Below are 13,178 nucleotides of genomic sequence, written 5' to 3' on the forward strand. Positions count from 1 at the left end.
AACAATTTGGCTCTCCGCGACCACTGCGCCTCTGCGGTTATCCCATCTGTTCGAACCATCCCCCGGCGGGAATGGACTCCGGCGCGTAGAGCTCCTCGACGGTCTCGCGGCGGCGCACCACCTCGAACCGGTCGCCGCTCACCAGCACCTCCGGGGCGCGCGGCCGGGTGTTGTAGTTGGAGGCCATGGTGGCGCCGTAGGCGCCGGCGCTCATCACCGCCAGCAGGTCCCCCTGCGCCAGCCGCGGCAGCGCGCGGTCCTTGCCGAGGAAGTCGCCGGACTCGCAGATGGGGCCCACCACGTCCACCGCCTCGGTTTCCCCGCCACCCTCCCGGACCGGGCGGATCTCCTGCTCGGCGCCGTACAGGGCCGGGCGCATGAGGTCGTTCATGGCGCCGTCCACCACGGCGAAGCGCTTCTCGGGCTGATCCTTGGTGTAGAGCACCGCCGAGACGAACACCCCCGCGTTGCCGGCGATCACCCGGCCCGGCTCGAAGATGAGCTTGCCGGCCCAGTCGCCGAGCTGGTCGTTGATGGCCCGGCCGAAGTCCTCGGGATGGGGCGGCGCCTCGTCCAGGTAGGAGATGCCCAGGCCGCCCCCCAGGTCCAGATGCTGGATCCGGTGGCCGTCCTCGGCCAGGGCGGACATGAGGGCCTGGAGCCGCTGCAGCGCCTCCACGAAGGGGGCCACGGAGGTGAGCTGGGAGCCGATGTGGCAGTCCACCCCCACCACCTCGATGCCCGGCATGGCCGCGGCGCGGTTGTAGAGGTCGCGGGCCTCGCCGATGGGCACGCCAAACTTGGTGGCGCGCAGGCCGGTGGCGATGTAGGGATGGGTGAGCGGGTCCACGTCCGGGTTGACCCGCAAGCTCACCGGGGCCCGCTGCCCCCGCGCGCCGGCCACGGCGTCGAGCAGCTCCAGCTCGCCCACGGACTCCACGTTGAAGGCCAGGATCCCGGCGTCGAGGGCCGCCTCCAGCTCGTCGCGGCGCTTGCCCACCCCGGAGAACACCATGCGCTCCGCCGGGATGCCGGCGGCCAGGCCGCGCGCCATCTCGCCGCGGGAGACGATGTCCAGGCCGCTGCCCTCGCGGCCGAGCAGATGCAGCACCGCCAGGTTGGAGTTGGCCTTGGCGGAGAACGCGACGAGGTGGTCACGGTGGGCGAAGGGTTCGCGGAACACCCGGAAGTGGTGGCGCAGGGTGGCCGCCGAGTAGCAATAGAACGGCGTGCCCACGGCCTCCGCGATGGCGGGCAGGGGCACCTCCTCGGCATGCAGCACGCCGTCCCGGTAGTGGAAATGGTGCACGGGGGATCTCCGGATTCAGTCCGCGTTATGTTGGAGGGATGCGGGGGCCGGCTCGGGGGACGCGAGGTCCTGCGCGGGCTCGGGCCGGTAGAGGGGGCCCTTCTGGCCGCAGCCGCTCAGGACCAGGACGAGGGCAACAAGCACTGCAGGAGCGGCCGTCCCGGCCGCGACCGGATGGGCCCGTACCGTGTAGGCGCCGCCTCCCGCCTGTGCGGCGGGATACGGCGCATCGCGGCCGGGACGGCCGCTCCTACACAGGCTTCGGGGGAACCGAGCCATCACCCCTCCCCCTCCATCCGCCGCCGGGCCCGCTCCACCGCCGCCCGCACCTGGTCCGGGGCGGTGCCGCCGATGTGGTCGCGGGCACTCACAGAGCCCTCCAGGGTCAGCACCTCGTAGACGTCTTCGCCGATCACTCCGGAGAAGCCCTGCAGGGTGGCAAGGTCCATGTCGGGCAGCTCCAGGCCGTGGTCGATGCAGTGGCGCACTGCCTTGCCCACCACCTCGTGGGCCTCGCGGAAGGGCAGGCCCTTGCGCACCAGGTAGTCGGCCAGGTCGGTGGCGGTGGCGAAGCCGGCGCTCGCCGCCTTGCGCAGGGCGTCGCGGTGGAAAGCGATACCCGGGACCATGTCCGCCATGACCTTCAGGGAGCCGCGCACCGTATCCAGGGCGTCGAACAGGGGCTCCTTGTCCTCCTGCATGTCCTTGTTGTAGGCGAGCGGCTGGCCCTTGAGCAGGGTGAGCAAGCTCATGAGGTCGCCGTTGACCCGACCGGTCTTGCCGCGCACCAGCTCGGGGACGTCCGGGTTGATCTTCTGCGGCATGATGGAGCTACCGGTGCAGAAGCTCTGCGGCAGGGTTGCGAAGCCGAACTGCGGCGAGGCCCACATCACCAGCTCCTCGGCCAGGCGCGACAGGTGCGCCATCACCAGCGAGCAGGCCGAGGCGGTCTCCACGGCGAAGTCCCGGTCGGAGACCGAATCCAGGGAGTTTTCGGTGACGCCGTCGAAGCCCAGCTCCTGCGCCACCCATTCCCGGTCGATGGGGAAGGTGGTTCCGGCCAGGGCGCCGCTGCCCAGGGGCAGGAGGTTGACCCGCCTGCGGGCATCCCGGAGCCGGCCTGCGTCCCGCTCGGCCATCTCCTGGTAGGCCAGTAGGTGGTGACCGAGGGTTACCGGCTGCGCCGCCTGCAGGTGGGTGAAGCCGGGCATCACCGTATCCGCCTCGCGCTCGGCGGTGTCCACCAGGGCGGCGCGGAAGCGGGCCAGCTTCGCCAGGATGGCGTCGATCTCGTCGCGCACGTAGAGGCGGAAGTCCGTGGCCACCTGGTCGTTGCGCGAACGGCCGGTGTGCAGGCGCTTGCCAGCGTCGCCGATGCGCTCGGTAAGGCGGGCCTCGATGTTCATGTGGATGTCCTCGAGGGCCACGGAGTACGGGAACTCGCCGGCCTCGATCTCCTCGCGCACCGCCTCCAGGCCGTCCAGGATGGCCTCCACGTCCGCTTCCGACAGGATCCCCTGCCGGCCTAGCATGCGGGCATGGGCCCGGGAGCCCGCGATGTCCTGCAGGGCGAGCCGCTTGTCGAAGTCGATGGAGGCCGTGAAGGCCTCCACGAACTCGTCGGTGGGCTGGGTGAAAGCGCCGCTCCAGGGCTTCTCGCTCACATTCGTATCCTTTTTGGCGGCCGGGACTTGTGGGCAGGAACCGTTACCACGGAGGCCACGGAGGAAACCATCACGGCCTGACTTGCTTGAAGGCCCGCCCGCTCTAACGTCAATACGGCGCCGTTCTCTGTGCCCTACGCGGTCAGCATCCCCGGTTAAAGGGCCCCGGCGTCTACGCTTGCTCTGGCGCCTCGATCAGCTCGATCTTGTAGCCCGTGGGGTCCACGGCGAAGGCGATGCGGGTGCCGTTCTTCATGGTCTTGGGCTCGAGGGAGAAGGAAACCCCCTTGGCCCGCCATTCCTCGAAGGTCTCGTCGACGCTTTCCACGTAGAAGGCGATGTGGCCGAAGGCGTCGCCGAGGTCGTAGTCGCGGCCATCGTGGTTGTAGGTCAGCTCGATCTCGTGGCCCGACTTGGGATCCCGGATGAAGGCCAGATCGGCCTCGGCGCCGGGCAGCTCCTTGTGGGAGCGCAGCTCCAGGCCGAGCTTGTTGGTGTAGAAATCCAGGGACTCGTCCATGGACTTCACGCGGAGCATGGTGTGGGCGATGCGCACGCTTTCCTCCTGTCTCCTGTGCTCGCGGGCTGGCCGCCCGGGGAACGGGAACGGCGGGCCGGGACCGGAGGCCGGGACGGGCCGCCGTCCCCGAGGACGGGATTCCGGTGAGCGGGAACAGGGAAGGATACCAAAACGGGCGGGCAAAAACCGAGGGGACGCCTTGCCTCGGCCCTGGGGGCGGAGGAAAGGCGCCCCGGACGCCCTTGGACGGAACGCCCGGGGCGGTACGGCCGAGGCCGGCGAAAGCCCCTATTCGGCGGGCCGGGGCGCCGCCTCGCGCCCCAGCGGGGCCTGCTCCGGCCGCTGGCCTTTGTCGTCCTCCCGGGGGCTGGATTCCGCCGCCCCGCCCGGGCCGCCTTCTGAGCCCTGGGCGGGGGCCGCCTCGGCGCCGGCCCCGGACCCCGTGGCCCCGGAGGGACTGGCGAAGCGGTCGTTGAGCTTCTGCACGTAGCCGTCGGCCGTCTCCATCAGGCCCTTGAGGCGCTTGCGGGCGCCCCGGCCCCACCCCGCGGGGGTGGTGGTGAGGGCGGGACGCCAGGGGCGCGTGCTGCGGGCGAAGGCGCGCTTGAGCTGATCCTGCACGGGGTTGGCGGGATGGTTCGCCTCGATCCAGCGGACCACCTTGCGGGCCGACCAGCGGCGCACGGCGAAATGGCCCCAAAGCAGGCCGACCACCACCACCGCCGCCACGGAGATGGCCCCCACCGTGCTGTCCAGCAGGCCGGCCAGCCACGCCGGCGGCTCGAAGCGCAGGCCGTCCCAGTAGCCCGCCCACGCCGTGGCGCCGCCCAGGAGGACCAGGGCGGCCCCCAGGATCAGGCCGTCCCGCACCCAAACCCCCTGCACCCAGCGCCGCAGGGCCTCTCGAAGCTGGGGCACGCGCTCCTCCTCGATCTCCCGGGCCGTGCGCTCCAGGTCGCCGATGATGCGGTAGGCCCGCTCCACCCCCACCCGGCGCATGCGCTGGTGGATCTCCTCGAGGTCCGCGTCGCGCTTGGACTCGAAGCGCCGGCGCTTGGCCTCGTCCTCCATGGGCACGGCCGCATCGGGGTTGTAGATGGTGTAGAACCGCCCCGCGGTCAGGCCTTCCTGGGCCAGGGCGCGCTGCCAGGAAGACACCACGTCCTCGGGATTGTCCTCGGCGGCGGCGCTGTCGATCTGGTTGAGGATGTAGAGGAACTTGCTGGAGTCGCTGCGGGTGTTGGTGTTGGCCACCAGGTGGCTGAGGGTGTCCTGCATGGCCCCCGGCTCGGGATGGCGGGCGTCGAAGAACACCAGCACCAGGTCAGAGAGGTCGATGATGTAGTCGGTGATCCGCAGGGTGGAGGTGCGCTGGGCGTCCGCGTCGAAGCCGGGGGAGTCGATGAGGATCTGGCCCTTGAGCTCGGGGGCGGGGCAGGTCTTCAGGCGCAGATAGGAATCCAGCAGCTCCCCCTCCCCCGGCGCCACCTTATTCAGCTCCTCGCTCATCTGGTAGAAGGGGAAACGGGCGTCGGAGTTCAGGGAGATGCCGGGCAGCTCCCGGACCTGCTCGTCGCTGGCGTAGCACAGGACCGTGAACTTGTCGTCCACGGCCTGGGTGCCCGTCCGCTGCACCGGATACTGCAGGTAATGGTTGATGAAGCTCGACTTCCCCGCCGAGAACGTGCCCAGGACCGAGATCAAAGGCCACCAGGGGATGAACATGGCGTAGGACTCGTCCCGGCTCAGGAGCCCCATGCGGTAGCCCACCCGGTCGAGCCTGCGGAAGCTCCGTACCACATCCACCAGGATGGGGTTCTCTTCCTGGAGGTGGTGCTCCAGGTTGGATAGCTGCTGCTTGATGTAGCTGGAAGCCTGGGAACGGAACACGGCGCCCTCCTCTGGAAACATGGCGAACTGGACTCCCGGGGATCCGCCGCCCCGCCAAACGGCGGGCCCGCTCGGCCTGGCCTCGACCCCCGAGCGCCGGGCCTAATGTTAGCACTCACATACTCCGGGTACATGCCCAACCGGCCCCGCAGGACCGGGGGCTTGCGCCTCCGCCCCCCCTTGCGGCCGTGTCCGGCAAAACCCCGGAAACCGGACAAGCCTTCCTTCATTAGTGGGAACAGCAATCTGGTGGGGTCAAGCCCCCGCGGGGCCCGCGGGAGAGCCCGGAGAGGCCGCCGGTACCGGCCACGGTGGCGGATTGGGGGTACGTGGGGTCCAGCCAGCCCCCGGTACGCCCCCGCCCGGCCTTTAATCGCGGGCGCTGATGGGGCATAAAAGGCGCTTTCTGCCTGCCATTTGACCTTGGCCAAAGAAAGGGCGATTACCCGTGCCTTCCACATCCGCAGCCTCCGACAACCGGCTCCTGCAGGTGGGGGCCCACCTCTCCACGCAGGGCGGACTGGAGCAGGCCCTGGTGCGCGGGGCCGCCATCGGCGCGGACTGCATCCAGATCTTCACCCGCAACCAGCGGCAATGGCATCCCAGGGGGCTGGAGGAAAGGGAGGTGGAGGCCTTCCGGCGCCTCCGGGGGGAAACGGGCATCCGCACGGTGATGAGCCACGGCTCCTACCTGGTGAACCTCGCCGCCCCCGACCCGGACAAGCACGCCCAGTCCTTCGGGGCCATGGAGGCGGAGCTCGAGCGGTGCCACCGGCTCGGCGTGGAGCTGCTCAACTTCCATCCCGGCGCCCACATGAAAGCGGGGCGGGAGGCCGGCATCGAGCGCATCGCCGACACCCTGAATGCGGTGTGCGCGCGGCACCCGGACAAAAAGGGGGTGCGCCTGGTACTGGAGAACGTGGCCGGACAAGGCACCACGGTTGGCCGGAACTTCGGGGAGCTGGCCGCCATCCTCGAAAGGTTGGAGGAGCCCGAGCGGTTCGCCGTGTGCGTGGACACGGCCCACGCCTTCGCGGCCGGCTACGATCTGCGTAGCGCGGAGGGGTGGGAGGCTACGTGGGCGGAGCTCGACCGGAAGCTGGGCATGGACCGGCTGGCGGCCGTCCACGTCAACGACTCCGCGGTCCCCTTCGCCTCCCAAAAGGATCGCCACGCCAACCTGGGCCAAGGGGAGATAGGAGCGGAGCCGTTCCGCCGCCTGGTTACCGACCCCCGCACACGCCGGGTGCCCCTGTTCCTGGAAACGCCCGGCGGGACCGCCGCCTGGGAGGAGGAGATCGCCTGGCTGCGCACCGAGGCCGTCGCACCGCCCAGGACAGGGGCGCCTTCCGCCGTCCGTGACAAAGGGGCGGATCCCGGTCGATAGAGGCCTAAAGGCCGACGTCGTCCGGCCCTTTTACGGCCCTTTTCGGACAGAAATCTCCCCGGCACGTCGCCGGACCCCTTCTGTCCCCCTCACATCCCTTCTCCGTCCAGAACGGCATCCGGACAAAGCCGTTAGCGCCCTTTACAGGGACCGCGCAAAGCTTCTTGCCTCGATTTTTTATCCTTTGAAAACAACAAAATAAAAACTGGCACGGGCCTTGCCTAGGGAATGGGGAACGCCCATTACGGGCGACGACTCCCAACCAACTACCTACCTTTTTAAGGAGGATTCCCATGGAAATTCCCGGCAAACAACCCGCGAAGGGCTGCCTGTTCCTGGTCCTGCCCGGTCTGCTCCTCTTTTCCGGCAGCTCCCTGGCGGAAATCTACGGCGAGGAGGCCGACCTCACCGGCACCCGCGACACCTTCGACGTGGGCGGCCTGGAGGCGGCCAACGCGTGGAGCGATTCCGACATACTCCTCAGCTGGGAAATCACCCCGGACGGGGACAATTGGGACTACGCCTACACCTGGACCATCCCCGAAGGCGCCCGGGACATCAGCCACTTCGACCTGGACGTGACCGACGACGCCCACAACGACCCCAACGCCATCACCGACGCCAACGCCCCCTACGAGTGGGTGGACATGCTGGCGGAGGATCCGGGCGGGTCGCCGGACGGCTACGAGAACCTGGGGGTCAAGTTCGACGAGGAACGGGCCGAGTACACCTTCACCTCCAACCGTTCCCCGGTTTGGGGCGATCTCTGCCTGAAAGACGGCGGGGGCCCCGATACCTGCGGGGACCTGACGGATATGGATGCGGACGACTTCCTCACCGCGGAGGAGTACGACGGCGATACGGCCCTGGTCTGGAACACCGGGTACGGCAACCGGGACTCCGAGGAGGCGCTCCACTACATTGCCCGCCCCGACGCCATCAACGGCGGGAACGGGGGCAATGGGGGCAATGGGGGCAATGGCGGAAACGGGGATAACGGCAACGATATCCCCATCCCCGGAACCCTGGCCCTGCTGGCCGTGGGCACCCTGGGAGCCGGACTCTCCTTCCGCCGGCGCAAGGAGGGCTGAGTCTCACCCGGGTTCGCCGCCTGCCGTTCTGGTGCGGGAGCGTTCCTCCCCCCACACCCGCCTCGCGGCCGGCGGCGAGGGCCCCCTTCCGAGGGGGCCTTTTTGCGTGCCGCATCTACCCCGTCCGCACCCTGGGCCGAACCAGGGGGACGAAGGCCACGGGGAGCACGGGCTCGCTGACCACCTCTCCTTCCTCCTCCTTGGTAACCAGGAGGAGGTCCTGCCCGGCCTGGGGACCGTCCACGGGAATGACCATGCGGCCCCCGGGCGCCAGCTGGGCAACCAGGGCCTCGGGAACGGCATCGGCGGCCGCGGTCACGAGGATTCCGTCGAAAGGAGCGGCCTCCGGCCACCCCTCGCCGCCGTCGCCGATGCGCACCGCCACGTTGTCGTAGCCGAGCCGCCGCAGCCGCGCATCGGAGGCCTCACCGAGGTCCCGCACCACCTCCACGGTGTAGACCTCGGCCACCAGCTCGGCGAGCACCGCCGCCTGGTAGCCGCAGCCCGTTCCCACCTCCAGGACCCGCTGGGCCGGTTCGGGGTCAAGGAGGTCGGTCATCAGGGCGACGATGTAGGGTTGGGAGATGGTCTGCCCGTGCCCGATGGGCAGGGGTACGTTGCCGTAGGCGTCCTCCGCCAGCTCGAGGGGCACGAACTCCTCGCGGGGAACGGCGGCCAGGGCCTCCCGCACGGCGGGGCTCAGTCGGCGGCGCCCGGTGTACCCCGCCGTGGCGCGGAATTCCTCCTCGATCTCCCGGAGCAGTCTCGCTGTTTCCTCCATGCCTGCCCTCCCGGGCTCGGGGGCCTGTGGCGGAACATTCCTTCATAGTCTTTGGACCCTGCCGGGCGTCCACGATTCGGCAGGGAGGTCCCCGAGGAATCCAGGGAAGGGATTGGGACACTCCCGGAGATCCGTCCTACGGAAAAAAAATGGGGAGAGACACGGAAAATTTGGAAGAAAACCGTATGGCACGGGAGGAAGGACAGTCAGGAGGACCTGCGCTCAAACTTCGCGAGTCACCCGGTTTAAAGGTACAATATAAGGGAAACTACTTATGCTTATACTCCTACCCGGGAGGATACGACCCCCATGCCCAGTGACACCACCGAGGCCGTGAAGAAGAGCCTGGGCCGCTGTCTCCATCACGGTGATGTCTTCGGTACCTTCTACCAGATCTTCCTGCAGCAGGATCCCCGCATCCCGGAGCTATTCGCCAACACGGACATGGAAGAGCAGAAGAAGCTCCTGCGCAACGGCGTCAACAACGTCATCGCCTTCTACGACCAAAGCTTTACCGCCAAATCGGTCCTGGAGCGGATCCGGTACACCCACGGCCGGTCCCGTCTGAACATTCCCCCGGAGCTGTACAGCCATTGGGTGGAGGCCATGATCCAGGCCGTCGGCCAGTTCGACCCGGATTTCGACCCCCTGCTGGAGGAGAGGTGGCGGAACGTGCTGAATAACGGGACCGAGTTCGTCATGGCCGGATACCACGAGGACTGACGGGCCCTTCGCTTCCTACGGGTCCACCCGGAATCCCAGCCTTCCGGGAAGCCCACCGACCTGCCCTGTTGGCGGGGCAGATCCCGTGCACGGTAATCCCCACCTTGGCCAGGGCCCGGAAGGGCACCACGCTCTCGTAGCCCTCGCCGTAGTCCCCACGAGCCGCCGAATCCGTTTGGCCGCTAGGGCTGCCTCCTCCTTGCCGGACAGGGCCTTCCCTGCTAGCAAAGGCCCACGGGACGGCCCATTACAAAGGAAGCCCCCGGCCCAAGGCCGGGGGCTTCCTTTTCCGATCCTACCGGTCGGGTCGACGCCTGGCCCCTACCCCTTCCTGGCGTCCAGCTTCTCCTTGACGATCTGGTTCACCTGCTGGGGGTTGGCCTTGCCGCCGGTCTTCTTCATGACTTGGCCGACGAAGAAGCCGAGCACCTTGTCCTTGCCGTCGAGGTACTGCTGGACCTGGCCCTCGTTCTCGCCGATCACCTCGTCCACCACCGCCTCGATGGCGGAGGTATCGGTGATCTGCTTAAGCCCTTCACGCTCGATGACCGTGTCGGGATCGATGCCCTCGGCGTACATGGGCTCGAAGACCTGCTTGGCGATCTTGCCGGAGATGGTCTCGTCCTCGATGCGCTGCACGAGGACGCCGAGGTTCTCGGCGCTGATGGGGGATTCCGTGATGTCGCGGCCGTCCTTATTCAGGGCACCCAGCAGCTCCACCATGGTCCAGTTGGCCGCCAGCTTGGCGTCGGCACCAGTGGCCACGACCCGCTCGTAGTAGCCGGCCAGCTCCCGGCTGGTGGTGAGCACGGAGGCGTCGTAGTCCTTGAGCCCGAACTCGGTCATGAAACGCTCGCGCTTGGCGTCGGGCAGCTCGGGCAGAGAGCCCCGGGCCTCCTCCACCAGAGTCTCGGGGACGTCGAGGGGCAGCAGGTCCGGGCAGGGGAAGTAGCGGTAGTCGTTGGCCTCTTCCTTGGTCCGCATGGAGCGGGTCTCGCCCTTGTCGGCGTCCCACAGGCGGGTCTCCTGCGTGATGTGGCCGCCGTCCTCGAGCACCTCCTGCTGGCGGGCCATCTCGAAGGTGATGGCGCGCTCCACGTTACGGAAGGAGTTGAGGTTCTTCAGCTCCGTGCGGGTGCCGAACTCCTCGCTGCCCATGGGCCGGATGGAGACGTTGGCGTCGCAGCGGAAGGAGCCCTCCTGCATGTTGCCGTCGCAGATCTCCAGGTAGCGCACGATGGAGTGCAGCTTCTTGAGGTAGGCGACGGCCTCTTGCGGCGAGCGCATGTCCGGCTCCGAAACGATCTCGATGAGCGGCGTGCCGGTGCGGTTCAGGTCGATGGCGGTGACGCCTTCGCCGAAGCCCTCGTGGAGGGACTTGCCGGCGTCCTCCTCCATGTGGATGCGGGTGATGCCCACCACCTTGGGCTCGCCGTCCTCGGGCTCGGTGCGCAGCCGGCCGTGCTCGATGAGCGGCAGCTCGTACTGGGAGGTCTGGTAGCCCTTGGGGAGGTCCGGATAGAAGTAGTTCTTGCGGGCGAACACGGACCGCGGCCGCACCTCGGCCTCCACCGCCAGCCCCATCATCACCGCCATGCGCACCGCCTCGCGGTTGAGCACCGGCAGGGTGCCAGGCATGCCCAGGCACACAGGGCAGGTCTGGGTGTTGGCCTCCGCCCCGTACTGGGTGGAGCAGCCGCAGAACAGCTTGGACTTGGTGGAAAGCTGCGCGTGGACCTCGAGTCCGATGACCGGTTCGAATTCCATGATTGGTGCCTGCTCCGCTTGCCGGGCTAGAAGCCCTCGGGGATCCGGGTGTGCCAGTCGGTGGCCTGCTGGTACCGGTGGGCGGCGTTCAGCAGCAGGTCCTCCCGGAAGAAGTTCGCCATCAGGTGCATGCCCACCGGCAGCCCGCCCTCGGAGAACCCGCACGGGAAGGAGATCCCCGGCACCCCGGCCAGGTTGGCCGCGGTGGTGTAGAGGTCCGAGAGGTACATGGCAATGGGGTCGGCGGCCTTCTCGCCGATGCCGAAGGCGGCCGTGGGGCTGGTGGGCCCGGCGATGAGGTCCACCTCCTCGAAGGCCTTGGCGAAGTCGTCGCGGATGCGGGTGCGCACCTTCTGGGCCTTCAAATAGTAGGCGTCGTAGTAGCCCGCCGACAGCACGAAGGTGCCCACCATGATGCGCCGCTGCACCTCGGCGCCGAAGCCCTCGGCGCGGGTGGACTCGTACATATCCACCAGGTTCTCCGGCTCCACGGTGCGGTGGGTGTAGCGCACACCGTCGAAGCGGGCCAGGTTGGAGCTGGCCTCGGCGGCGGAGATCACCTGGTAGGTGGGGATGGCGTACGGGTAGTGCGGCAGATGGATCTCGCGGACCTCGGCGCCGAGCTCCCGGTACTGGTCCAGGGCCGCCCGCACCGCCCGCTCCACGTCCGGGGCCAGGCCCTCGGTGAAGAACTCCGCGGGCACGCCGATCACCTTGCCGGAAAGGTCTCCTTCCAGGGCCCCCGGGTAGTCGTCCACGGGGCGGTCCACGCTGGTGGAGTCGCGCTCGTCGTGCCCCGCCATGGCCCCCAGCATGTGGGCACAGTCCTCGGCCGTGGGGGCCATGGGGCCGGGCTGGTCCAGGCTGGAGGCGAAGGCCACCAGGCCGTAGCGGGAACAGCGGCCGTAGGTGGGCTTCAGGCCGGTGACGCCGCACAGCGCCGCTGGCTGGCGGATGGAGCCGCCGGTGTCGGTGCCGGTCGCGCCGGCGCACAGTCGCGCCGCCACCGCCGCCCCGGACCCCCCGGAGGAGCCGCCGGGGACGGTCTCCGTATTCCACGGGTTGCGTACCGGACCGAAGTAGCTGGTCTCGTTGGACGAGCCCATGGCGAACTCGTCCAGGTTGGTCTTGCCCACCACCACCGCGCCGGCCGCGGCGAGGCGCTCCACCACCGTTGCGTCGAAGGGCGACCGGTAGTCCTCGAGCATCTTCGAGGCGCAAGTGGTGCGGCCCTCGACGGTGGCCAGCAGGTCCTTGTGGGCGATGGGCACGCCTTCCAGGGGCCGCGCCTCGCCCCGCGCGATGCGCTCATCGGCGGCATCGGCGGCGGCCATGGCGGCCTCCCGGAAGGACTGCGTAAAGCTGTTCAGGCGGGGATCCAGCTCCTCGATGCGATCGAGATAGGCCTGGGTGACCTCGCGGCTGGAGAATTCCTTCTCCCGCAGGCCTTGCCGGATCCGGCTCAGGGTCAGTTCGCGAACCACGACAACCCCTTATTCGGTGATTGTTCAGCGGGCGGACCGCGCCCCGGGCGGGCGCGGCGTGCGGCGGGAAGCGGGGACGGGCTATTCCACCGAGCGGGGCACCCGGTAGTAGCCCTCCACCACGTCAGGGGCGCTCTTCTGAAGCTCTTCCCGGTTCCAGTCGCTGGTGACCGCGTCCTCCCGCAGGGGCTGGGAGAGATCCAGCGGGTGGGCGAGCGGGGTCACTTCCGAGGTGTCCACCTGCTCGATCTGGTCGATCAGGTCCAGGACCCGGGACAGATCCTCGGCCACGTCCGCCGCCTGCTCGGGAGCCAGGCGCAGACGGGCGAGATGGGCGACTTGTTCGGCGGTATCCCGATCCAGGGCCATCGGCGCGCCTCCTGCATTGAAAGGAGCGAAGCTACCATACCCCCCACCGGGCCTCAAGTTGAGGAGGTGCTCCACAAAAGAGGTTTTATCCCGTACAGTCCCCACCGTCACAAGGATAAGGGGGGGATGGCGGAGGCAGCCCCGCCGCCCCGTTTGGAACCAGTCCCGCGCCTCGAAGGGGGGGCGCAAGGGT

The 13,178-nt window shown here is 68.6% G+C and carries 12 protein-coding genes; 3 read left to right on the forward strand and 9 right to left on the reverse strand.

Going from position 1 to position 13,178, the window contains the following annotated elements; genetic code table 11:
• Positions 1-37: 37 nt before the first annotated feature.
• The 5 genes from lysA to AN478_RS14690 all read right to left on the reverse strand — a co-directional run bounded on the left by lysA (position 38) and on the right by AN478_RS14690 (position 5,383).
• Positions 38-1,309 carry a diaminopimelate decarboxylase gene (lysA, locus tag AN478_RS05590; protein WP_054965634.1) on the reverse strand — a complete coding sequence of 424 codons (1,272 nt, stop codon included), beginning with the start codon at positions 1,307-1,309 and terminating at the stop codon, positions 38-40.
• A 15-nt stretch (positions 1,310-1,324) separates the two neighbouring features.
• Positions 1,325-1,588, reverse strand: coding sequence for an LPS translocon maturation chaperone LptM (lptM, locus tag AN478_RS14830; protein ID WP_074471417.1), 264 nt, complete (start codon positions 1,586-1,588; stop codon positions 1,325-1,327).
• Entirely contained in the window at positions 1,588-2,973 is a 1,386-nt protein-coding gene (gene argH, locus AN478_RS05595; protein WP_054965635.1) for an argininosuccinate lyase, read from the reverse strand. Before argH ends, lptM begins: the two co-directional genes overlap by 1 nt.
• A gap of 172 nt (positions 2,974-3,145) precedes the next feature.
• Complete coding sequence (locus tag AN478_RS05600; protein WP_054965636.1) at positions 3,146-3,529, reverse strand: VOC family protein; 384 nt, start codon at positions 3,527-3,529, stop codon at positions 3,146-3,148.
• Between the two features lie 252 nt (positions 3,530-3,781).
• Positions 3,782-5,383 carry a dynamin family protein gene (locus tag AN478_RS14690; protein ID WP_269434440.1) on the reverse strand — a complete coding sequence of 534 codons (1,602 nt, stop codon included), beginning with the start codon at positions 5,381-5,383 and terminating at the stop codon, positions 3,782-3,784.
• Positions 5,384-5,831: 448 nt separating this feature from the next.
• Between AN478_RS14690 and AN478_RS05610 the strand changes: the two genes are divergently transcribed.
• A complete protein-coding gene (locus tag AN478_RS05610; protein ID WP_074471415.1) occupies positions 5,832-6,770 on the forward strand; it encodes a deoxyribonuclease IV in 939 nt (312 codons plus the stop codon).
• Positions 6,771-7,063: 293 nt separating this feature from the next.
• Complete coding sequence (locus tag AN478_RS05615) at positions 7,064-7,861, forward strand: hypothetical protein (protein WP_054965637.1); 798 nt, start codon at positions 7,064-7,066, stop codon at positions 7,859-7,861.
• Positions 7,862-7,976: 115 nt separating this feature from the next.
• Here AN478_RS05615 and AN478_RS05620 read toward each other — a convergent pair whose 3' ends face one another.
• Positions 7,977-8,642 (reverse strand): protein-L-isoaspartate(D-aspartate) O-methyltransferase, encoded by a 666-nt coding sequence (locus AN478_RS05620; protein ID WP_054965638.1) that lies wholly within the window; start codon positions 8,640-8,642, stop codon positions 7,977-7,979.
• 309 nt (positions 8,643-8,951) lie between these two features.
• On the opposite strand from AN478_RS05620, the gene AN478_RS05625 reads away from it, so the two are divergent.
• Positions 8,952-9,365 carry a globin gene (locus tag AN478_RS05625; RefSeq protein ID WP_054965639.1) on the forward strand — a complete coding sequence of 138 codons (414 nt, stop codon included), beginning with the start codon at positions 8,952-8,954 and terminating at the stop codon, positions 9,363-9,365.
• Between the two features lie 321 nt (positions 9,366-9,686).
• Here the strand turns inward: AN478_RS05625 and gatB are convergent, their stop codons facing one another.
• The 3 genes from gatB to gatC all read right to left on the reverse strand — a co-directional run bounded on the left by gatB (position 9,687) and on the right by gatC (position 12,985).
• Positions 9,687-11,132: an Asp-tRNA(Asn)/Glu-tRNA(Gln) amidotransferase subunit GatB gene (gene gatB, locus AN478_RS05630; RefSeq protein ID WP_054965640.1), complete on the reverse strand. Its 1,446-nt coding sequence runs from the start codon at positions 11,130-11,132 to the stop codon at positions 9,687-9,689.
• A 26-nt stretch (positions 11,133-11,158) separates the two neighbouring features.
• Entirely contained in the window at positions 11,159-12,616 is a 1,458-nt protein-coding gene (gene gatA, locus AN478_RS05635) for an Asp-tRNA(Asn)/Glu-tRNA(Gln) amidotransferase subunit GatA (RefSeq protein WP_143004147.1), read from the reverse strand.
• Between the two features lie 81 nt (positions 12,617-12,697).
• On the reverse strand, positions 12,698-12,985 hold the full coding sequence (gene gatC, locus AN478_RS05640) for an Asp-tRNA(Asn)/Glu-tRNA(Gln) amidotransferase subunit GatC (RefSeq protein WP_054965641.1): 288 nt from the start codon (positions 12,983-12,985) through the stop codon (positions 12,698-12,700).
• Between the last annotated feature and the right edge of the window lie 193 nt (positions 12,986-13,178).

The organism is Thiohalorhabdus denitrificans (genome assembly GCF_001399755.1).
Classification (GTDB): Bacteria; Pseudomonadota; Gammaproteobacteria; order Thiohalorhabdales; family Thiohalorhabdaceae; genus Thiohalorhabdus; species Thiohalorhabdus denitrificans.

What these genes read in the sequence shown, in the direction of transcription:
- AN478_RS05615 (WP_054965637.1), top strand. Translation starts at nt 7,064, where the DNA reads ATGGAAATTCCCGGCAAACAACCCGCGAAGGGCTGCCTGTTCCTGGTC.
- AN478_RS05625 (WP_054965639.1), top strand. Translation starts at nt 8,952, where the DNA reads ATGCCCAGTGACACCACCGAGGCCGTGAAGAAGAGCCTGGGCCGCTGT.
- gatC (WP_054965641.1), bottom strand. Translation starts at nt 12,985, where the DNA reads ATGGCCCTGGATCGGGATACCGCCGAACAAGTCGCCCATCTCGCCCGT.
- AN478_RS05620 (WP_054965638.1), bottom strand. Translation starts at nt 8,642, where the DNA reads ATGGAGGAAACAGCGAGACTGCTCCGGGAGATCGAGGAGGAATTCCGC.
- gatB (WP_054965640.1), bottom strand. Translation starts at nt 11,132, where the DNA reads ATGGAATTCGAACCGGTCATCGGACTCGAGGTCCACGCGCAGCTTTCC.
- lptM (WP_074471417.1), bottom strand. Translation starts at nt 1,588, where the DNA reads ATGGCTCGGTTCCCCCGAAGCCTGTGTAGGAGCGGCCGTCCCGGCCGC.